Annotated in this window: 20 protein-coding genes and 1 tRNA gene; 12 read left to right on the forward strand and 9 right to left on the reverse strand. The window is 62.2% G+C overall.

The window, feature by feature from the left end; translation table 11 throughout:
* Nucleotides 1–49: 49 nt before the first annotated feature.
* Together CVS28_RS11990 and CVS28_RS11995 are read right to left on the reverse strand one after the other, a co-directional pair.
* Nucleotides 50–1,726 carry a DUF6297 family protein gene (locus CVS28_RS11990; protein WP_103481656.1) on the reverse strand — a complete coding sequence of 559 codons (1,677 nt, stop codon included), beginning with the start codon at nucleotides 1,724–1,726 and terminating at the stop codon, nucleotides 50–52.
* Between the two features lie 6 nt (nucleotides 1,727–1,732).
* Nucleotides 1,733–2,503, reverse strand: coding sequence for an ABC transporter ATP-binding protein (locus tag CVS28_RS11995; protein WP_103466332.1), 771 nt, complete (start codon nucleotides 2,501–2,503; stop codon nucleotides 1,733–1,735).
* A gap of 167 nt (nucleotides 2,504–2,670) precedes the next feature.
* Here CVS28_RS11995 and CVS28_RS12000 point away from each other — a divergent pair, with 167 nt between their 5' ends.
* From CVS28_RS12000 to CVS28_RS12040, 9 genes are all read left to right on the forward strand, one after another.
* Nucleotides 2,671–3,552: a ParA family protein gene (locus tag CVS28_RS12000; protein WP_103466289.1), complete on the forward strand. Its 882-nt coding sequence runs from the start codon at nucleotides 2,671–2,673 to the stop codon at nucleotides 3,550–3,552.
* A gap of 1 nt (nucleotide 3,553) precedes the next feature.
* Nucleotides 3,554–4,498, forward strand: coding sequence for a segregation and condensation protein A (locus tag CVS28_RS12005; RefSeq protein WP_103481657.1), 945 nt, complete (start codon nucleotides 3,554–3,556; stop codon nucleotides 4,496–4,498).
* The gene (scpB, locus tag CVS28_RS12010) at nucleotides 4,495–5,139 is read left to right on the forward strand and encodes an SMC-Scp complex subunit ScpB (RefSeq protein WP_103466287.1); all 645 of its coding nucleotides are present in this window, start codon (nucleotides 4,495–4,497) and stop codon (nucleotides 5,137–5,139) included. The genes CVS28_RS12005 and scpB overlap by 4 nt, the downstream gene beginning before the upstream one ends.
* 36 nt (nucleotides 5,140–5,175) lie before the next feature.
* The gene (locus CVS28_RS12015) at nucleotides 5,176–6,486 is read left to right on the forward strand and encodes a pseudouridine synthase (RefSeq protein ID WP_103481658.1); all 1,311 of its coding nucleotides are present in this window, start codon (nucleotides 5,176–5,178) and stop codon (nucleotides 6,484–6,486) included.
* A gap of 8 nt (nucleotides 6,487–6,494) precedes the next feature.
* Nucleotides 6,495–7,598, forward strand: coding sequence for a prephenate dehydrogenase (locus CVS28_RS12020; protein WP_103466285.1), 1,104 nt, complete (start codon nucleotides 6,495–6,497; stop codon nucleotides 7,596–7,598).
* Nucleotides 7,595–8,302, forward strand: a complete 708-nt coding sequence (gene cmk, locus CVS28_RS12025; protein ID WP_243399863.1) for a (d)CMP kinase — start codon at nucleotides 7,595–7,597, stop codon at nucleotides 8,300–8,302. Before CVS28_RS12020 ends, cmk begins: the two co-directional genes overlap by 4 nt.
* Nucleotides 8,299–9,015, forward strand: a complete 717-nt coding sequence (locus tag CVS28_RS12030) for a lysophospholipid acyltransferase family protein (RefSeq protein WP_103481660.1) — start codon at nucleotides 8,299–8,301, stop codon at nucleotides 9,013–9,015. The genes cmk and CVS28_RS12030 overlap by 4 nt, the downstream gene beginning before the upstream one ends.
* Nucleotides 9,016–9,017: 2 nt before the next feature.
* Nucleotides 9,018–10,574, forward strand: coding sequence for a ribosome biogenesis GTPase Der (der, locus tag CVS28_RS12035; RefSeq protein ID WP_103466282.1), 1,557 nt, complete (start codon nucleotides 9,018–9,020; stop codon nucleotides 10,572–10,574).
* A 99-nt stretch (nucleotides 10,575–10,673) separates the two neighbouring features.
* Nucleotides 10,674–10,747: transfer RNA gene (locus tag CVS28_RS12040), tRNA-Pro, on the forward strand.
* A 141-nt stretch (nucleotides 10,748–10,888) separates the two neighbouring features.
* Here CVS28_RS12040 and CVS28_RS12045 read toward each other — a convergent pair.
* The 6 genes from CVS28_RS12045 to CVS28_RS12070 form a co-directional block, all read right to left on the reverse strand.
* Nucleotides 10,889–13,552, reverse strand: coding sequence for a LuxR family transcriptional regulator (locus CVS28_RS12045; protein WP_103481661.1), 2,664 nt, complete (start codon nucleotides 13,550–13,552; stop codon nucleotides 10,889–10,891).
* A gap of 30 nt (nucleotides 13,553–13,582) precedes the next feature.
* Entirely contained in the window at nucleotides 13,583–14,422 is an 840-nt protein-coding gene (locus tag CVS28_RS12050) for an alpha/beta fold hydrolase (RefSeq protein ID WP_207797201.1), read from the reverse strand.
* A complete protein-coding gene (locus CVS28_RS12055) occupies nucleotides 14,419–14,931 on the reverse strand; it encodes a DUF6790 family protein (RefSeq protein ID WP_103481663.1) in 513 nt (170 codons plus the stop codon). The genes CVS28_RS12050 and CVS28_RS12055 overlap by 4 nt, the downstream gene beginning before the upstream one ends.
* An 87-nt stretch (nucleotides 14,932–15,018) precedes the next feature.
* A complete protein-coding gene (locus CVS28_RS12060; protein WP_243399864.1) occupies nucleotides 15,019–16,287 on the reverse strand; it encodes an alpha/beta fold hydrolase in 1,269 nt (422 codons plus the stop codon).
* A 21-nt stretch (nucleotides 16,288–16,308) separates the two neighbouring features.
* Nucleotides 16,309–16,869 carry an HXXEE domain-containing protein gene (locus tag CVS28_RS12065; RefSeq protein ID WP_103466278.1) on the reverse strand — a complete coding sequence of 187 codons (561 nt, stop codon included), beginning with the start codon at nucleotides 16,867–16,869 and terminating at the stop codon, nucleotides 16,309–16,311.
* A gap of 217 nt (nucleotides 16,870–17,086) precedes the next feature.
* A complete protein-coding gene (locus CVS28_RS12070) occupies nucleotides 17,087–18,004 on the reverse strand; it encodes an alpha/beta hydrolase fold domain-containing protein (protein WP_103481664.1) in 918 nt (305 codons plus the stop codon).
* 547 nt (nucleotides 18,005–18,551) lie between these two features.
* Between CVS28_RS12070 and CVS28_RS12075 the strand changes: the two genes are divergently transcribed.
* Complete coding sequence (locus tag CVS28_RS12075) at nucleotides 18,552–19,115, forward strand: hypothetical protein (protein WP_133159120.1); 564 nt, start codon at nucleotides 18,552–18,554, stop codon at nucleotides 19,113–19,115.
* On the opposite strand, the gene CVS28_RS12080 is transcribed toward CVS28_RS12075, so the two are convergent.
* Complete coding sequence (locus tag CVS28_RS12080; RefSeq protein WP_103481666.1) at nucleotides 19,105–19,803, reverse strand: lysoplasmalogenase family protein; 699 nt, start codon at nucleotides 19,801–19,803, stop codon at nucleotides 19,105–19,107. The genes CVS28_RS12075 and CVS28_RS12080 overlap by 11 nt on opposite strands.
* Nucleotides 19,804–19,899: 96 nt before the next feature.
* Here CVS28_RS12080 and CVS28_RS12085 point away from each other — a divergent pair, with 96 nt between their 5' ends.
* The gene (locus CVS28_RS12085; protein ID WP_207797202.1) at nucleotides 19,900–20,517 is read left to right on the forward strand and encodes a GyrI-like domain-containing protein; all 618 of its coding nucleotides are present in this window, start codon (nucleotides 19,900–19,902) and stop codon (nucleotides 20,515–20,517) included.
* A gap of 139 nt (nucleotides 20,518–20,656) precedes the next feature.
* Entirely contained in the window at nucleotides 20,657–20,863 is a 207-nt protein-coding gene (locus tag CVS28_RS12090; protein WP_133159121.1) for a hypothetical protein, read from the forward strand.
* The last annotated feature ends 1 nt before the right edge of the window (nucleotide 20,864 follow it).

The raw sequence follows: 20,864 nt of genomic DNA on the forward strand, positions 1-20,864 counted from the left end.
GCAAACATTGTCAACTGCTGTACGTTCGCTGTGGTTTCGCGGGGGAGATTTACTTCGCAGCTGCTGTCGCTGCTGGTGTGCCAAATAATCCGCCATCCTTGGCTGATTTGGGTTTGCGCACGTGCGTTCCCCACAAGAAGGCCAGGTAGGAGAGTGTCAGCTGGGCCGGGAACGCTACGGCGGGCACGCCGCCGGAGATCAGGCAGATCAGGACCGGCAGCAACACAATGAGGGTCAGGTCCGGGCCGGACAAAAAGGACCGGATGGCACCGGTGGGGATGGGGCCCGTGGGGGAGGCGACGGCGGGCATGTTCCAGTCAGGTGCAGGCCTGAAGGCGGCCCGCAAGGTGGCGGCCCCCAGCCCCGGACCCGCAAAGATGGCCAAAATGAGCAGGGCCGGTGAACCCACTCCCAGGGCCAGCAACAAGCCAAGGCACACTGCAGCCCAGATCGTCATGGCCACGGCAGGAAGCACATAGTGCACCCGGCGCACCACCTTCGCCGGCAGGGGCATGAGCGCGTCGACAGCCGGATTGCCCGCGGCAAAACGAGCGGTTGCGCCAAGGGCTGTGGCAGCAAAGTAGGCGCACAGGAAAAGCACCACGGCTATCAAGATGGCATTGCCCAGAAACTCAACGGCAGCCAGTGACGCGGGGACGGCGGCGAGCACCAGTACGCGCAGCAGGGTGCTGGGGGAGCGCAGGGCCATGGTTGCATGGGTGCTTAGCAACGTCTTGACGCTGCGTGAGGTGGCGGAGCCTTTCTTGAAAACCATGGGGAGTCGCAGCTTGCTGCGGCCCACGGCAGGGCCCGTGCTCAGGGAGCGTGAGAGCTCAGTGGCATCCATGGACAGCAGGGAACTGGCAGCGTAGGCGCCGGCGGCCGCACTGGCCTTGAGCTGCGCTGTGGTGATGCGCTCAAGGTTCACATACACCAGGGTCAGCAGCCCCAGCGCAAGAGCCACCAATAGCAGCGGCCAGCGTGCGCCGTCGGCCACCAAGAGCGGCCAGCTGGTGGGCAGGTACTCCATCCAGGCAGTCTGGGTGGCTGTCACCGCACCGGAACCGGCCACATTGTTGTACAGTGCCGTGGCCACCAAGGTCAGTGGCGCCACCAGGGTGACTGCCCCCATGACGGTCTTGAGCCAGGCGCCGGAATTGGTGATTTGACACCACCCCGCCACACCATGGAGAAGCCAGGCCAGGCCCACGCCGCACAGTGCCGCCAGGGCGATGTTGCCGGCAGCCGGATGGTCCGCCATGCCCAGAGCCAACGGCACCACCACCAAGATGGCGGCAATGGTTGGCCACAGCAGCGATTTTAGAAAGCCTGGCTGGATGAAACCCCTGCGCCGGACAGGCAGCCCCAGCCACCACGCGGTCTGCGGCAAGGTCATGGCCACCGGACCCATGGTCATCTCAACGCTCAGCAACGCAGCAGCCAGGGCCAGCAGCACAGTGGCGCTCGCCTGCAGCAGCGTCACCGAGTGGAAGCCCGGCGCAACGGCTGTTACCGCCAATGCCGATTCGGTGCCCACACCCAGGCTGTGGCGCAGGGCAACAATGAGCGCCCCGGCCATGGCCAGCAGTGTCAAGCCGCCCAGAATGGAGGTGTACACCTCGGAGATGAGCTCCATCAGCCCGCCCTGGGTGCGGCTCAGCCCGGCCCTGAAGGTGTACTGCCGGATTTCCCTGGCACTGAAGCGCTCACGTGTTTGTATGCTCATGGGTGGCTACTCCGCGTACGGGTTCTCGGAGGCGATGGCCGCAGCCGCACGCTGGGGCGTCATGACATGAATGGTGTCGGCAACAAACAGGGCTTTGGTGGCCACCGTGGTGAGGAAGTCCGGATCGTGGGTGACCACCAGCAAAGCCAGGCCGGCATCCACCTCGGCCCGCAGCCTGGTGGCCAGCTTGTGCCGCATGGCCGTGTCCAGGCGCTGCTCGGGCTCGTCCAGAACCAGCAGGGAGCGGGGCCGCACAAAGGCCGATGCCAGCAGCATGCGCCGGCGCTGCCCAGAGGAGAGGTTGTACGGCCGCGACTTAGCCTGCTCCGAGAGGCCAAAGAACTCCAACTCGGCGGCGATGACGTCCTCGACATCCTCCACCCCGTGCCCGGCGGAAACAATGGCAAGATGCTCCTCCACCGTGAGGGCGGGGAAGAAGGCATCGTCATCAAACACCACGGCCACTTCACGGCGGAAGTCCAAGGTTCTGTCATCCACCTCGGCGCCGTTGATAAGGGTTGTGCCGGAGAGGGGCTCCAGCTGGCCCACCACGGTCTTGACAACAGTCGATTTGCCCGCGCCATTGGGGCCAACCAAGGCAAGGGACTGGTGCGAGTGGACACTGAAGCTGACCACACCACAGACAGGATTGCCGCTGTAGCCGGCCTGCAGCTTCTCTGCCCGCACCACATCCTTGCGCTGGGCGGGGGTGGAAGGGCTGGCGGCAGAGGAGGGGAGGCGGGGACCGCCGGGGGAGGAATCGGATACTTTGCTCATCACTTCGAAGTATAGGCTGGCACCCCCACCACCAACATTCAGCTTCAACTTGAGGGTCAAGGCTCAAAACCCAACCGGGCTAAATGTTCCAAACATGCCCGCCCAACCCGGTAACCTAGTCACTGGAAGTGATGTAAGGGCAAAGCAGCGAAAGTGTGGACTGACAGGTGAGCAACGAGCAGGGTGCAACGGCACTCGTGGGCGAGGACGTTCTGGGCCCAACCGGACGACCCTTGACGGAATTCCCCGAGCCCCCGGTTCTTACCTCCCATGGCCCGGCACGCATTATTGCCATGGTCAACCAAAAAGGCGGCGTGGGAAAAACGACGTCGACCATCAACCTTGGTGCCGCCCTCGCAGAAGCAGGCCGCAAGGTCCTCCTGGTGGACTTTGACCCGCAGGGCGCGCTGTCTGCCGGCCTGGGCACCAACCCCCACGAGCTCGACATCACCGTGTACAACGTCTTGATGGACCGGAAGGTGGACATTCGTGACGCCATCATCCACACGGACGTTGAGAACATTGACATTCTCCCCGCCAACATTGACCTCTCCGCCGCCGAGGTTCAGCTGGTCAACGAGGTTGCCCGCGAACAGGTCCTGGCCAGTGCCCTGCGCAAAGTTGAGGACGACTACGACGTTGTCCTGATCGACTGCCAGCCCTCCCTTGGCCTGCTGACGGTCAATGCGCTGACTGCCGCGCACGGCGTGATCATTCCGCTGATCTGTGAATTCTTCGCCCTGCGCGCCGTGGCTTTGCTGGTGGAAACCATTGACAAGGTGCAGGACCGCTTGAACCCCGGCCTGCAGGTTGATGGCGTCCTGGCCACCATGTACGACGCGCGGACCCTGCATGGGCGTGAAGTGCTGGCCCGCCTGGTGGAAGCGTTTGGCGACAAGGTGTTTGAAACGGTCATCAAGCGCACCATCAAGTTTGCCGACGCCTCCGTTGCTGCAGAGCCCATCACCTCCTACGCCGCCAACCATCAGGGCGCCGACTCCTACCGCCGGCTGGCCAAGGAACTGATCGCCCGGGGCGGCTCGCCCTAACTTGCTTTCACCATCACAGGCCGCGGGGATCGCGGCACGTACGCAGGGGAGCAGCCCCAAGCGTTTTGAAGTCCGGCTGGATAACTTCACCGGTCCCTTTGACTTGCTCCTTGGCCTGATTTCCAAACACGAACTGGACATCACCGACGTGGCCATCGCCACCGTCACGGATGAGTTCATCAGCTACCTGAAGGCACTCCAGTCATTGGGGCAGGAGTGGGCGTTGGATGAGGCCAGCGAATTCCTTGTCCTGGCTGCGACCCTTTTGGATTTGAAGGCTGCCCGGCTGCTGCCCGCCGGTGAGGTGGAGAACGACGAGGACCTGGCCCTTTTGGAGGCCCGTGACCTCTTGTTCGCACGGCTTTTGCAGTACAAGGCGTTCAAGGAAGTTGCCGCCCTGCTGGGCGCCGAACTTGACCGTGAGGCACAGCGCTTCCCCCGCCAAGCCGGGTTGGAACCGCACTTTGCCGCCCTGCTGCCGGAACTGGTGTGGCGGCACACCCCCGAACAGTTCGCGCAACTGGCCGCCAAGGCCATGGAACCCAAACAAGCACCCATCACCGAAGTGGGCCTGGCACACCTGCACGTGCAGCACGTCAGTGTGCGCGACCAAGCGGCCATCGTGACGCTCATGCTCACCGCCGGCAGGCCCCAAGAAGGCGATCCCGGCGCAGCCACCTGGCTCGGAGCCCAGCTTTCCTTTGCCGCCTTGAGCGCCGACGCATCCTCCTCCATGGTGGTCATTGCCCGGTTCCTGGCCCTGCTGGAACTGTTCAGGGACCAGGTGGTCACCTTTGAACAGGCCAATCCGCTGGGTGAGCTGCTGGTGCGGTGGAGCGCGGGAGCCCAGCACAGTCTTGCCACCGACAGCGACTTTGATGAGGAGTCGCCCCACGGTGACCCCGCTGAAGCAACTGAACACGAACGCAAGGAGGTGGCATCATGAGCGAGAATTCAAGCACCGTTGACGCATCCATGGCGCAGCCCGAAGAGGCTGCGGATCTGCTCGAAACAGCGCACGGCGTCAGGGCTGCACTGGAGGCCGTGCTCATGGTGGTGGATGAGCCGGTTACCGAGGAGGCATTGGCTGCCGTGGTCGGTTTGCCCGCTGCGGCAATACGTGAGCAATTACACGAACTGGCACGGGAGTACGACGGCTATACTAGGAAGGGTGACACCGTACCGGTTCGCGGCTTTGAACTTCGGCAACTTGCCGGAGGTTGGCGTGTTTATTCACGAGCTGCTTACGCCGATATCGTGTCACAGTTTGTTGTGGACGGCCAGACAGCCCGGCTCACGCAGGCGGCCTTGGAGACTTTGGCGGTGATTGCTTACCGCCAACCAGTTTCGCGGGCCCGTGTTTCCGCCATTCGAGGCGTAAACGTGGACTCCGTGGTGAGGACGCTGGCGCAGCGCGGACTGATTGAGGAAGTGGGCACCGATGAGGTGTCCGGGGCATTCCTGTACCGCACCACGGCGTACTTTTTAGAACGGCTGGGGATGGGTAGCGTGGATCAGTTGCCGCAAATTGCACAGCACCTGCCCGGTCTGGAAAACCTTCATGAAATCGATGATTCACACTTTTAGCTTGACCACAACATTTAGTACTTTAAGGATATTCCCATGACACCGACACCGTCGCACCGCTCCGGAAACTCTTCCGGGCAGAACCAGCCGCGTGGAGGTAATCCGCGCTCAGGCGCCCCCAAATCAGGTGGCTTCAAATCTGGCGCCCCCAAGTCGGGCGGTTTTAAGTCCGGCGCACCCAAATCCGGTGGCTTCAAGTCCGGCGGCTACAAGGGCGGCTCCAGTGAGGGCGGTTACAAGGGTGGCTCCAGCGATGGCGGCTACCGTTCCGGCGGCTCCAGCGAAGGCGGCTACCGTTCCGGCGGCAACAACAGGTCCGGCGGCTCCAGCGATGGCGGCTTCAAGCCCGGCGCCCTGCGCGCCGCCGGCTACAACACCGACCGGGCGGCCAATGCGGCCAAGGCGGCCAGCGAGGGAGGCTTCCGCTCCGGCGGCTCAAAGCTGGGCGGGCCCAAGTCAGCCACCGGCAAGCCCGGTGCACGCAAGCCAAGCCAGACCGGCGCACGCCCGTTCAAGAATGAGCAGTACGGCCGCACCGTCACCTCGAGCAAGAATCGGCCCACCGAGCAGAACCGCCGCCCGCTGACCACCACGGACGACATTGACATTCACAATGCCGAGGGTGTGCGCCTGCAAAAGGTCATGGCCATGGCAGGTGTGGCCTCGCGCCGCCTGTGCGAGGACATGATCCTTGAGGGCCGTGTCCAGGTTGACGGCGTCACTGTAAACCAGCTGGGCCTGCGCGTGGATCCGTCAACCGTTGACATCACCGTTGACGGCATGACCATCCAGACCAATGACCAGATGGTGTACATGGTGTTCAACAAGCCCAAGGGCGTTGTCTCCACCATGGATGACCCCGAAGGCCGCCCGTGCATCAGCGACTTCCTCAAGAAGCGCCAGACCGCCGAGCGCCTCTTCCACGTGGGCCGTTTGGATACGGCCACTGAGGGCCTGTTGCTCCTGACGAACGACGGCGAACTTGCCAACCGTTTGAGCCACCCCAAGTACGGCATCCCCAAGACCTACCTGGTCCAGGTGAAGGGACCGATGGCACAGGGTGTTGGCGCCCAGCTCAAGGACGGCGTGGAGCTCGAAGACGGCTGGCAGCGTGTGGATTCCTTCCGGCTGGTGGACTCCACCCCCGGCCACGTGTTGGCCGAGGTTGTTTTGCACTCCGGCAAAAACCGCATTGTGCGACGCATGTTTGACGCCGTGGGTTACCCCGTGGAGCGCCTGGTGCGCGTCAAGTTCGGCCCCATCGCCCTGGGCGACCAGCGCCAGGGCAGCGTCCGCGTTTTGGGTCGCCACGAGGTGGGTTACCTGCTCGCAGACGTGGGAATGTAACCAAACCCATGAATCCTTCGCACTTATTGGGGCCCGTGCTGGTTCTTGGCAGTGGACTGCTGGGAGCCAGCATTGGCCTGGGGCTGCGTGCCCGCGGCGTCGATGTGGTGCTCAGCGACCCCTCGCCGTCAGCGCAAGCAGTGGCAGTGGACATTGGTGCCGGGCGCGCCCTTGAGCTCGCGGAGCCACTGAACCCTGAGCTGGTGGTTGTGGCTGCTCCGCCGGACGTGAGTGCCACAGTGGTGGCCGCAGCCCTGCGAAGGTACCCGTCCGCCGTCGTGGTGGACATTGCAAGCGTCAAATTTGCCGTGCTGGCTGAACTCCGCACCCTGGTGGGCGAGGACTTGGGCCTCTTGTCGCGCTATGTGGGCACCCACCCTATGGCCGGGCGGGAGCGCTCAGGGCCCGTGGCTGCGCGCGGGGAACTGTTCAACTCGATGCCGTGGGTGCTGTGCCCCTCGGAAGTGAGCAGTGCCCACGCGGTCAAGGTGGCCCATTCATTGGCTATCGACCTTGACGCGGTGGTGTTCCGTTTCTCTCCCGAGGAACATGATGAAGCTGTGGCGCTGGTTTCGCATTTGCCGCAGATCATGTCCTCCCTGGTGGCCAGCAGGCTGGCGGAAACGCCGGCCCATGCGCTGTCGCTGGCAGGCAATGGTTTGCGCGATGTCACCCGCATCGCCGCCAGCGACCCCTCCCTGTGGGTGCAGATCTTGGGGGCCAACGCCCCTAAATTGCTGGAGATCATGCAGGGTGTCCGGCTCGATTTGGACCGGCTGATTAGCACGCTCAGCGCCCCCACAGCCCCTGGAGCGCGCCTGGATTTGGCGCAGCTCATGGCTGAAGGCAACGCGGGCCAGAGCAGGATTCCCGGCAAGCACGGCGGCCCGCCCCAGCAGTACTCGTGGCTGACGGTCCTGGTGGATGACAAGCCCGGTCAGATTGCAAAATTGTTGACCGAGATCGGTGAGATTGGTGTCAACGTGGAAGATCTTCGCCTGGACCACTCTGCCGGGCTGCAGGTGGGGATGGTGGAGCTTTCAGTGCTGCCGTCCAAACGTGTGAATTTGGTACAGGATTTGACGGAACGCGGTTGGAAGGTCATTCAGTGACAGCTAGTGTGCAGTTGCGCCAGGGCAAGCCCCTGGTGATAGCCATTGACGGCCCCTCGGGGTCCGGCAAATCAAGTGTCAGTAAAGCTGTCGCGAAGCGGCTTGGTTTGGCATTTTTGGACACCGGTGCCATGTACCGGGCACTGACGTGGCATTGCCTCAACGGCCGCATCGACTTGCACGATGCCGCCGCCGTAGAGGCTGCCGCCCGCACCATCAGCCTGGAACAAAACCTCACACCCGAGGGCGAGTTCGTCAAGGTCAATGGCATCACCGTCACCGAGCCCATCCGTGATCCGGAAATTTCCAAAAACGTCAGCGCCGTGGCCACCAACTTGGGTGCCCGCAAGGAATTGGTGCGCCGCCAGCAGGCCGTCATTGCCCAGTGCGGCCATCGCATTGTGGTGGAAGGCCGGGACATTACCACCGTTGTGGCCCCGCAAGCCCAAGCCCGTTTGATCCTGACAGCCAGTGAGGAAGCCAGGATGCGACGCCGGGGACTTCAGTTGGGTGGCACCCAGAGTGCCGAGCAGCTGGTCCAGCAGGTTTTGGTGCGCGACGCCAAGGATTCCACCGTGGTTGATTTCCAGCGTGCGGCGGATGGTGTGTACACGGTTGATTCCTCGGATCTTGACTTCGAGGAAACTGTCACGGCGGTTATCAATGTGGTGCGATCGGCTGTGAACGAAGGCCCCGCTGCATGAGCTCTGCGGCTAAACCACTGCGGACCTTGAGTGCGGCGCCGCCGCGTTGGAAGACCCGGTGGAGCCGGCCGCTGGGCCGGGTGTTGGATCATGTGGTGTACAAAACCACTGTGCACGGCCGGGAGAACATTCCCACTGCCGGCCCAATAGTTTTTGCAGCCAACCACCTGAGCTACCTTGACGGCCCCGTCATGGTGGGTGCGGCAAATCGATACATGCATGTCATGGTCCGCCACGACATGTTCAAGGGATTTTTGGGCGGGGTATTGCATGCCTCCGGCCAGATTCCCGTCAACAGGGCAGGGGACAGGGCGGCATTGCAACATGCCAAGGCTGTCCTTGACCGCAATGACTGCGTGGGCATTCTGCCCGAAGGCACCAGGGGGACCGGGGATGCCGCAAGCATGAACAGCGGGGTGGCGTGGCTGGCACTGAACTCAAGTGCCGTCGTCGTCCCTGTTGCCATCCTGGGAACCCGGGTTGGCGACGAACATCGAGACAAAATTCCGGCACCTCGCCGGCATCTGCATGTGGTCTTCGGAGAAGCGATGACCATTGAACGTGAGCCTGGAGTTTCCGGGCGTGTTTCAATGGACAGAGCAACCGATGCGATCCGTCTGCGGCTGGCAGCCCATATTGCTGCCGCCATAGCGGACACAGGCCAGGATTTACCTGCGGATGAAGACACACCTCTTAAGCAAGAAGGACAGTAACCATGAGCGACTCACAGTCTGCCACGCGCCCCGATGAGGGTGAGTTTAGTCACCGGGACTACGAGCCCACGGGAGCTGACCACATTGCTGAGCGGCTTGCGGAAATCACCGACGAGGACGCCGAAGCACGCGCTGCCGGCCTGCTCGCAGGCCTAGCCAACTACGAACTCGACGAGGAAGACGCCAAGCTGCTCTCCGGCGAGTTCGACGACGGCACCTCCGAAGATGCCCTCCGCCAGGACCCCGTACTGGCCATTGTTGGCCGGCCCAACGTGGGCAAGTCCACCCTGGTGAACCGTATCCTGGGCCGCCGCGAAGCTGTCGTGGAGGACACTCCCGGCGTCACCCGTGACCGTGTCCAGTACCCGGCCACGTGGAACGGGCGCAACTTCACCCTGGTTGACACTGGTGGTTGGGAAAGCAAGGCTCGCGGCATTGACCAGCGCGTGGCTGAGCAGGCTGAAATTGCTGTGGAGATGGCCGACGCCGTCCTGCTGGTGGTTGACTCCGTGGTGGGCATCACCGCCTCAGACGAGGCCATTGTGCAGATGCTGCGCAAGTCCAAGAAGCCCGTCATCCTGGTAGGCAACAAGGTGGACGACCTGGTGCAGGAAGCCGACGCCGCCTCACTGTGGGGCCTCGGTTTGGGCGAGCCGCACCCCGTCTCAGCTGTTCACGGCCGCGGTGTTGCCGACATGCTGGACCGTGTCATGGACGTCTTGCCCGAGTTCTCCGCCGTCGACGGTATTGAGCGCACAGGCGGACCGCGCCGCGTGGCGTTGATTGGCCGTCCGAACGTAGGCAAGTCCTCGCTGCTGAACAAGCTGGCTGGCACCGAACGCGTTGTTGTTGACAATGTTGCCGGCACCACTCGCGACCCGGTGGATGAGCTCATTGAATTGGGCGACCGCACCTGGCGCTTCGTGGACACCGCGGGCATCCGCCGTCGCCAGCACATGGCACAGGGCGCCGACTTCTACGCCTCCTTGCGCACCCAGGGTGCCTTGGAGAAGGCTGAAGTTGCCGTTGTTCTGTTGGCCGTGGATGAGGTGCTCAGCGAGCAGGATGTGCGCATTCTGCAGCTCGCCATCGAATCCGGCCGTGCCTTGGTGCTCGCCTTCAACAAGTGGGACTTGCTGGATGACGAACGCCGCAAGTACCTGGAACGCGAAATTGAGCAGGACCTGGCACACGTCGAGTGGGCACCGCGGGTGAACATTTCGGCCAAGACCGGCTGGCACAAGGACAAGCTGGTACCAGCCTTGGACTTGGCCCTGGAAAACTGGGACCGCCGCATCCCCACGGGCCGCTTGAATGCGTTCCTGGGCGAATTGGTGTCCGAGCACCCCCACCCGGTCCGTGGTGGCAAGCAGCCGCGCATCCTGTTCGGCACACAGGCTTCCAGCCGCCCGCCGAAGTTCGTTTTGTTCACCACCGGCTTCCTGGATCCCGGGTACCGCCGCTTCATCACCCGCCGTCTCCGCGAGACCTTTGGCTTCGAGGGAACCCCCATCGAGGTCAACATGCGCGTGCGTGAAAAGCGCAGCCGCAAGAAGTAATGCGGCTCACATCTGAAATGGTCATGGCCACCATTTATATGGAGTAAACTATTTCAGGTGGTTCAGCCACGGGAGATACTTTCCAAGCGTTGAACCTTTCGGGCTGTAGCGCAGCTTGGTAGCGCACCTGACTGGGGGTCAGGGGGTCGCAGGTTCAAATCCTGTCAGCCCGACCGAAACAAACCCGCTGTTCCTTAGTTTATAACTGAGAAACAGCGGGTTTTTTGGCGTTCCGCTGTCGATATGGTCATTCGCTGCTGATATATCGACAGCGAATGACCATATCGATGTCGCTCAGCGTTTCTGCCGGTGCTTTAGGTCCGCACCAAGTCGATCAGCTCGTGTCGATTCGAGGTTCCCGTCTTGGCGTAAATGTTGGACAGGTGGAAACCGACAGTACTGCGGCTGATGTAGAGGTCGCGTGCGATCTGCACGTAACTGTGGCCCGTGGCTAGCAGGGCGACGACGTCACGCTCGCGGTCAGAGAGCATCGTCAGAGATGCTTGGGCAGTGGATGCCTCTTCAGATTCGCCCAGTCGTGCGAGATAACCCAGGGCTCCCGCCTTCTCGTAGATGTCCCTGGCGATGGCTCGGGACGTTGTGGCTGCGTGCTGTTCGCCCAGACGCTCCGCGACCCGCACCCGGTCAAAGTGCATATGTGCGAGATAAAGGTGCCCGGGGTCTGGCCAGTTCGTGTCGGCTTCGTCAAACAGGGCCAGAGCGTGCGAGTCATTGCCCCTGGCCTCGGCGATGAGTCCGTTCACCCACCGCTCACCGGCGTGGATCCACTCCGGTGTGAGCGCATCGTGCTGGATTTGTGCCAGCAGCCCGGCGGCACTCTCCAATTCGTTGGACCACACACACGCCATGGCTGCGTGGAGAATCCAGAACGGATTCATCGACCCCTCCGGATCGAGAGTGCGGGGGCCGAACATGCGGCGATGATCCCCGAGTAGACGAGCCCGTGCACCGTGATCCTCACTCAGGTGGAGCTGCATCACTTGCGCCACGAGGAGAGTCTCGAACGCCTCAGGCCATGGCATCCGGCGCAGCCACTCTGTGGCGTTGAGTAAGTGTTCGTTGGCGCGTTCCATATCGCCCAGTGCAATAGGAACCCATGCGGCGAGGGTTTGAAGGAGCGGATTGTTGGTGTTGCGGGCTGAGTCAAGGGCAACGCGCATTTTCGCGTCGGCAAGAGGGACCTGACCAGAGCTGAGAAGCGCCGCCGCTAAACTGGCCATAAACCGACCGTCGCTGATGTCAGGGAAGCCATCTTGAATGCGTCGGTCGACCTCGGTCAGGTCGGCGATCGCCTCTTCGTGGAAGCCGCGACGAAGGAATATCATCCCACGCCAGGCAAGAAGATAGGTGAGTTCGATCGGCGTCGCTGAGGCGATCTTCGGAAGGGACGCAAACGTTTCTGCCAACGCCGTGGTGCTGCCGGTACGGCCCCCGATCATGCCGAGGGTGAAGGAGACAAATCCTTCGAGTGAGCCGTCTTGCTGGCCCTGGCTGGTGGCGATGCTCAGGGCGCGCACCACGTCCTGGGTCTCACCCCCGGATCCGAGTTGAGACCACCCCGTGAGAACCTCAAGGCGGTAACGGGTGAGTGAATCTGTTTCCTCGTTCGCTACCGGTGCAAAGTTCTGCAGGGCACTGCGCCAATTGCTGGCGAACACTTCGATTGCGCCGGTCACCAGAGCGCGCCGCACATGGTCTCGAGAGTGTGGATTCTCGGCCAGTTCATCCTGCGCCAGAGCGATGTCACCGGCGAGCACGCTCTCAAACAAACCATCGAGCCAGCGGCGGTTGCGCAAAAGACTGTTCGAGGTGACCCGGCTTGACCATCGGTAGTGCTGGGCGGCAACGCGATGCTCGCGATGGGCATGCCGTGCACGTGCGAAGCGCTCAAGCTCGTCCGCCAATACGTCGTCGAACTGTTCTGCTGCCGCGAGGCGGTGTTCGAGAGCGGCTGACTCGTCATCAACCACCTCGGCAGCCCACAGATGCAGTTGCCGTCGTTCGGGTAGCGGAATGTATTGGTACACCGCCGCACGTATCAGCGCGTGGGGAAGCCTGACCGACAGGCCCGGGTTGGTAGCGCGTTGCAGGAGCAGTTCGTGTGCCGCCAGTTCGGCCGCTGCATCCGTCGGCGTAGCAACGTGAGCAACAAGCGCCACCTCAGGCAGTGCCATCCAGCTCTGACCCAGGACGGCAGCGGCCCGCAGCAGTCGGACAGCGGCATCGCTCAAGCGCTCGACCCTGGCACTGAGGGTTCTGGCGAACTCAGCGGGCGCAGGCAGCACGCGCATGCGGCTTAACTCGGGGAGATCATGCCCTCGGAGCAGGGATGTCAGGTAGAGCGGGTTACCTCCAGTGTGCTCCCAGAGGTAATGCGCGACGTCGTTGGAAACTCCGGGATGAACGCCCTGAATGAGCTCTGTGGCAAGGTCGTTGCTGAGCCCGTTCAACGCCAACGTGTGCACAGTGTTTGACGAGGCGATGAACCGCTGCCAAGCGTCATGGTCGCGCGGGGCCAGAGGCCGGGTGCCCACGACGACGAGCAGCCGGTCACCGGCGACGCGTTCAAGGAGCCACGTCAAGGCTTGCACCGACTCGGGGTCGGCCCACTGCAGGTCGTCCAGCTGAAGCAGTACCGGCCCGCTGGTGCCCAGATCGTCGACCAGCTCGCGAAGCTGCTGCGCTACGACGAACGACGTCGGACTCGCGCCATTGCTCCCTCGTGCGACAGTGACGCCCCAGCTCTCGAGAGTTTGAAACGGCGAGCCATGCTCTCCATCATCACCCTCAGCCGTACGTGACAGGTACCCCCGTGCACGGCCGCAGATGTGAGTCATGAGGGTAGATTTGCCTGTTCCCGCTACGCCCTCGATCACGAGAACTGTTGGATGCCCGGTGCGCGCGCTCTCGATCGCGTTGTCGATGACATGGGCGTGTGCCCGTTCGACGAGCATCATGTGAACCCCACCCGTTGCTCGGATCTAACCTCAGTAAGGCGACTCTAACATGGCTCGCTTCAGGGATTCGGAATACTTCTCGAAGGTCTCTTTCACTGCTGTTGGGTTCTCGAACCAGGGGAAATGGGCGCCTCGCTCAATTCGGGCATGGTGGATGTTATCGCCCGTGAAACGTTCGTCATGCCAGAGCTCTTGGGTGACGATTCGGTCCTCGCTGCCGCTCACGATGAGGGTGGGGATGAGCGTTGGCCACCATGCGTATTCGTAGTCGTGATCAAAGTTTTCCTCGGACCAGGCGACGGCGGCGCCGTTGTAGGGCATGGTTGCGAGAAACTCGGCGCCAGTCTCGAGCGTGGTGGTGCCAAAGTTCCAGGGTGTTGAGGCAACCGCGACGGCGGCTAGGTTCTCGTTGGTGGGCTCGGATTCGTAGCGGGCCGTTGCGAGCTCGACTTGGGGTAGTGGATTCTGCTCGGTCATGGTGGCGAAGGCTGGGAGCCATGATGCGTCCGGTGCGGAGCTGATGAGCACTAGTCCCACCAGTAGTTGTTCGAGCTCGGCGGTTGCGAGCAGGTACATCCCGCCCGTTGAATGACCGACGAACACCGGGTTGGCGACCGTTCCTGCGGCTTCGGTGAGTACGTTGGGCCAGTGGCGGAAGGGATCATCCAAGATTCCGGGCCCTTCGACGTTTGAACCATCACCGGGGAGATCGACAAACCAGCTGGTGCCGGGCACCTCGAGCAGGTCGACGAGGCCAGTTAGGCTTTCCGAGCCGATGCCGGGGCCGCCGGGGAGGAATAGCCAGTTGATACTTCCTGGCCGGCGGATGTGCTCGGTGAGGCGGACCCCTGATGGGGTGTAGTGGATCATGCCCAGTTGTAGTACGCGAAGATCAGGAATGCGGGCACGAGGAAGTTGGTGAACAGGATCAGGGTGTTGTTGACAGCGAAGTTGTGGTCCTTGATCATCGAGCGGATGTGGCCGATGCCGCAGCCAAAGCGGTAGAAGGAGCTGACCAGGATCACGGATAGGGCGAACTCGGTGGAGTAACTGGCAGCCATCAGGGCGACAATGCCCATCGATAGGTCGGCGAATCCGAGTTCGAGTTGGTAGGGGCTCTTTTCAAAGCCGATCGTCTTGGTGACCTTGTTGCTGAAGAAGAGGTGCGAGATGCCAGCGCCAACGCCGGCCCAGCCGATCATGTAGGTCACGGCGTTGGTGACCAGTTGTGGTCCCCAGTGTTCGCCGGCGCCGCCGGCGAACTGGAGGATCGTGACGATCACGAAGAGGATCGTGCCGATGAGAGGCAGGATGCCGCCGGCGAGCGAGCGCTTAGCACGGGAGGTGGGCTGGTCTGTGGGAGCTGATGTTGTTCTCATATATCCATTGTGGAGAGGGACGGTGCGACGCTGACTGGGCAAAACAACCAGTGTTTGGTCAGGGGGCTGAGTTACCGCACGATCGGACTAACAGTTGGCAGGAGATTGCCCTGCCTCGACCCTGATAAGCCAGTCGGCTAGGGTGGGCAGCGACGCGTAGGCGGCGAACGTGTGGTCCACACCGGGGTACTCGTGGAAGCTCACGTCCTCCTCCGAAGCGCACAGTCCAGCGACGAACTCCCTCGTTGAGGCTGGGGCAACGAGTTTGTCGGCTAAGCCCTGCCCGACGAAGATCGGTACGTTGATCGGCGATCCTCCGGCGCTGTTTTCCGCGAGCAGCTCCTGCCATGGCGCCGTCGTCGATGGATCGCTGGTGACGTAGCTGCCGATGAGGGGAGTGGCGATCGCATGGATCTGTTCCGTCTGGGTGATCAGGCAGAGCGCAGCCATGGCGGGAGTTGCGGCCGCGCCTTTGGAGGTGAGGATGTCATCGATCTGGGAGGACGACTCTGGCTGCGCATAGGCCGCCTCATAGGAGGTCACCGCGTAAGAGGTAATCGTGACGCCAGAGATGTTGTTCAGGTTTGCCGTCATCAGCGCACGTAGGTCGGCTGCCGGCGCAGCCACAGCGACGCCTTTGAGGTGAAGTTCTGGTGAGTATTCCGCGGCTCGCTGAGCGGCGAAGAGAGCAGCCTGGCCGCCTTGCGAGTGACCCCAGAGCAGCACATTCGTGCTCGCGTGGACCTCGTCTATCTGACGTGCCGCCCGCACGGAGTCAAGCACGCTGTTCGATTCAGGGACGCCAAGTAGGTAGGAAGATTCGCCCGCGACACCCAAACCGGGGTAGTCAGTCGCGGCGATGGCGAATCCCGCGTCAAGTAACAGGTGCATCCCTTCGATGAGCTGGAACGGATCCATCGCCAAGGAAGGCGCACAGTTCTGCGCGGCACCGGTGGTCGGGTGCGCCCATGCTACGACGGTTCGCCCGCCCGCTGGAGCCGGGCTGCTGGGCACTATCACCATTCCGGAGACCGGGATGTCACGGCCAGCAAGGTCCCGCGAGTGATAGATGACCCGCCAGGCTGAAGTTTGCGACGGGGCCCCGGCGATCTGCTCGGATCGGATAATTTCCCCGGGTGCACCCACTGGAAGGGGACTTGGCATCGAATAGAAAGCCGGATTGCTGAGCTGATCTGTGCCCTCCCCGTTGTGGCGTCGCAGGACATCGAGTCCGATTATTGCACCGATGACGGCGAGGATCGCTGTGACGGTGATGACTTTGAGGAGCCAGGGGCGCATTTTCGGCATGGTGAACGAGCGTCGGCGAGGGGAAGATGGGGCGTTTTCGAGTGGCATCAGAGAAGTCCTTGGTGGCGGTTAGACGGCGAAGTGGAACAGGCCGTACCAGACAACGAAGCCGAATAGGACGGCGCCGCCGCCCACAGCAATCGCGAAAGTGCGTGGCCGGAGAATTCGGTTTTTGATGACGACGATCCCCACCAGGAGCGAGATCGGGACGTACAGCAGCACCGCCGTGACCAAGCCCGGGGAATAGCGGTCGAGAAGCGGGGTCATGAAGAGATGAAAAAGGGCGTCCCAAAAGAGGTTGGCGCTGGCGAACACCGTGAGTGCGATCGCCGTCCTTGTTGATGCCTTTCTAAAATTCAAGGTCACCAGTGTCAGAAGCACGATCATGAACATGATGTTGTTCGTATCGAAGCCGAAGTAGTTGAACTTGCCGTGCACGTCCTCGGATACCCACGCCGGGAAATTGCCGGCATACTCTTCAACAATGTGCAGGAGATAGGCTGCGGGCATCAGCCAGATGATCTTTCGGAACGCGGGAAGGGACACCGGAGTGCGCGCCGAGGCTGCAGCAGTCAAGTTGGTTTTTCGGATATTTAGGGTGGACGGTTTGAGCGGGGTGCGTGAGTTCATGCTTAAAGTATCGAGTCGGCGCCAATCTTGCCGACTGTACAGAATGTACAGTTCTGGATCTGTACCCAGCGTGAGCGTGACCGTGGAATGTGGAGGGCCGCCGTGCGCAGCTGCCGGAGTTTGGGCCTTCCGCTGTCGAAATGGTCATTCGCTGCTGATATAAACACAGCGAATGACCATATCGGCGTCGCTCAGCGTTTCTACTGGCGAGGACCGGCTACTTCGGCGTGTTGACCAGAACGTTTTTGATGAGCTTGCGCGCGTGTGCCCCTTCGCGGATGGGTAGTAGTGGGTAAACATGGATCATGTCAGCATGCTGGTGCAAATCAAACGGGTGATGTTCGGCTTCGGCTTTGCGGGCCATGGTGAGAGCGTCGGCGTGGGTGATGTCCCGGGTGCCACTGAACAGTGTGATTCGGCCCAGTCCCGACAAGGGTGCATTGACGGGGCTGACTAGAGGATCCTGGATCGAGAGATCTCCTCGCCACCTCTGCGCAATCGCCGCAGGCCCAGGGACGTTCAGCCACGGATCGCTCGGTTCGATTTCGTAGATCAACGGGTCGGTGAACGTCAAATCGACCACCGGGGCAATGAGTACGATGTCGCGCGGGGCGGGTCGCTGACGGTCGCGCAGCAGCATCGCGGCAGAGAGGATGAGGGCGCCGCCAGCGGAGTCGCCGAGGAGTACCACCTGTGAGGCGCCCACGTCCTCAATGAGGGCTTCGGCCAGGTCGGCAATGATGGGCACTACTGTGCCTGCGGTGCCGCTAGGAACCAGGGGATAGATGGGCACGGTGAATTCGGTTCCTGTGCTCGAGGCGAGTTCTGCGATCAGCCGCCAATGAAACGGCGAGATCTCCTTGACCCATGCTCCACCGTGAACGTAGAGCGCTCGGCGGTGAATCGGTCCGGGCTTGGGGGCAACGGTATAGATCGGCCAGCCGCTGACTTGGCGCACTGTCAACTTCACCGATCGATCCAGCGCTTTTGGTGGCGCGTAGGACTGAGGTCGAATGAGGTGTTCATCAGCTTTGCGCAGCGATGCCGTGGGAGATGAGTACTCTCTTTTGGAGCCTCTCCAGCGGATGAGGTGGGGGATGATGGCCGCGCCAACGCTGTGCCGGGGTTCGCTCATCGTCCTGCTCCTTGCTTGTTTTGGCCTGCCAGCGAATGATTGCTGTCCGAGCTGCCGCCGCGGGATGCCACAAATATGGCTGTGCCCATCCTAGCGAGGCAGCGCAACCGGGGCGGTCCGCCGTGCTGCGGGTCGCTGGACGGGAGTCCGGCAGGGGCGAATGAAAGGGTGCACGAGAAAAATTTAGCGCAGCAGGTGCTGCCAATGTTTCGCAGCCGGGCCAACCTATTCCGCTGGGATGCTGTCGATCGCTATTGCGCCCAAGCTTGGGAAGGTGTTGGGGTGCTGGAACAGGCCCGGGAGCATGAGGGTGCGGCGGCGGTGGTGCCGGTGGCACTAAAAGCCCTCACCGCGAGGGGCGGTGTCCCCTTGCCTGCCGATGACTCGAACGAGCGCATCAGCGACGTCTTCTGCCACCTGCTGAAACTCCACGCCAAACTGTGCAGGGAAGCACCGCCAACCACGGCAAAGTTGATCGGGTGGCTGATCAAGTTCCAGTTCGGCGACGGACAAGATTTCTTCCGGCCTGACGTGGTCGACTACGCGAGTGCTCTTGGAGGAAAGCCACCAGGCCGAGGCTGCAGGGGAGTACTGGTGTCAGCTGTTGCACGAACACCGGGGAGAGGAAGAGCTAGATGCTCGCCGCACGCTCTTTGTGCGGTGGCCACGCTTGGGCACTGCAAACCGGCTCCACGCTGTCGCTTCAGGGGCATGGCCGCCACAGGAAGCGGATGTCTTGGTTGCCTTGGCCGCTCGCCCTGACGACTACATTGAGTTCCCGTTGGAGACACTTCACAATGTGCCGCTGGCGTGGACGGAGGCGCATCGGCTGGACCTGGCCAGAACAGAGCTGTGGGATCGGCTCATCGCCGCCTATCAGGTGCATGACCCTGTCGCCGTCCTGCCCGTGCTGGAAAGCATCGTCGAGGCCGGCCTCATCGTGGCTGAGGTGCGCAACTACAAAATGGCAGTGGCGCGGCTGCGCAAACACCGCGCCATCGCTGCGGTTGCCGGTCGCCCGGAAGCCACTGCCGGGCTCGTTGCCTCGCTGCGAGAGCGGAACCGCAACCGTCCCAGGCTGCTGCGGGAGCTTGATCGAGTTAAGTTCTGAGCCCTTGCGCGAGCGCGGCACGGCGGCGCACGGTGAGCAGCGCCCCGGCCACTATGAGGCCTTGGCCCACCGTGTACGTGAGCATGACCATGCCGCTGGTCCAGTCCGGCATGAGTTCAAGGGCAAAGATGCGGAAGGACAAGATGGTGTCCGAGGCGAGGAAGAACAGGCCACCGCACATGACCAGGGGGTGGCAGCGAGTCGAGAGGGCAGCTGTTCCGCCCAGTACGACGCCGTACATCGCCACTGCGATGATCAACCCTCCCGCTCTGGGTCCGATAACTATCACCAGCACCAGCCACCATGCGGCGAAGGAGAATGCCCAACACGACAGTTTCTTGACGGCTAAGTGTTGCCAAAACGCCCGCATGTAGCACAGGTGCGCCACCCCAAAGAAGAGGAGCATCAGTGGCAGGGTGGGGGCGAGGGGAAAGAAGGTGCCAGCGCCGTCGCCCAGCCAGGAGAACAGTAAACCTGCCAACAACAAGCCACGAGCGTGCGGGGCGCCGAGCCGGTGCCAGCCCCAGAATACTGCAAGCATTAGAGCAGGCATGAGTAACAATTTGGTGGGATCTGCCAGCGCATCATGAGCGGCGAAGCGCGCGGCGACGTGGACTATCGACACTACGATGTAGGGGACAAACCCCCACCATAGCGGCCGGACGACGGACGTTGATGTGGTCGGCACAGCACTCCTTGGCTAGTTGCGGTTGGCATGATCCTAGACTGGACATCAACGACTGTGCCGCAGCAGGGGCCTGTGCCGGAGAAGAGGATGCCTGAGATGGACAAATTTGACGTCAAGAAAGCTTATAAGGAGCTCTTTGCGCCCAGCGCCAAGGACTTTTCCCTGGTCGAGGTGCCCCCGGTTCAGTACCTTGCGATTGACGGGCATGGCAAGCCCGGAACCTCCGCCGCATATACGGAGGCTCTCGAGGCCCTCTACTCAACGGCTTATGGAGTGAAGTTCGCCAGCAAGAACGTGCTCGGGCGTGACTTTGTTGTGGCCCCTTTGGAGGGACTCTGGTGGGCTGCGGACATGGGCGCGTTCACGGCCGGGGACAAGGACCAGTGGGACTGGACCATGATGATCAGCCAACCCGACTGGATCACTCCGGACATGGTGGCGGCCGCCGTCGAGCAGGCTTCTGCGAAGAAAACCTTGCCCGGCCTGGCCCAGTTGCGTGTCATGGAACTGAACGAGGGATTGTGCGTGCAGATCCTCCATATTGGCCCGTACGACGACGAGGCCCCCACCTTGGCCCGTTTGCACGATCACTTCATGCCGGAGAACAAATTGGTGTTCAACGGCAAGCACCACGAAATTTATCTCGGTGACCCCCGCCGTGCAGCGCCTGACAAACTCAAAACCATCTTGCGGCAACCCGTGGTTCGCCACTGAAAAGTGCCTTCCGGCATCCGGAAATGTGTTCGTTGGAGTGCGTCAGGAGCAACTGTCGAATCTTGACAGCGGAGCTGGCCATTATTGTGTTGCTCGTGGGGGCGGGCCCTCTCTGGGCCCCTGGCGGCCATCCTTGCAGGTGACCGGAACGTCGCCCACCACCATCAGGGCCAGAGTGTGGGAACAGGGACGTCCCAAGCCAGCCACATGGCAGCGCAGCATCACAGACACGACGGCAGCCCTGCAAGGCCCAGGCAGCGTGGGCTTTGCAAGCTACCTCTCCGGCACCGCCAACAACGCACCGCTGACGGTGCTGCTGGACAACCTGAAGGCGACAACATCCTAGA

Origin of the sequence: Arthrobacter glacialis (assembly GCF_002909415.1) — a bacterium.
In the GTDB taxonomy this organism is placed as follows: Bacteria; Actinomycetota; Actinomycetes; order Actinomycetales; family Micrococcaceae; genus Specibacter; species Specibacter glacialis.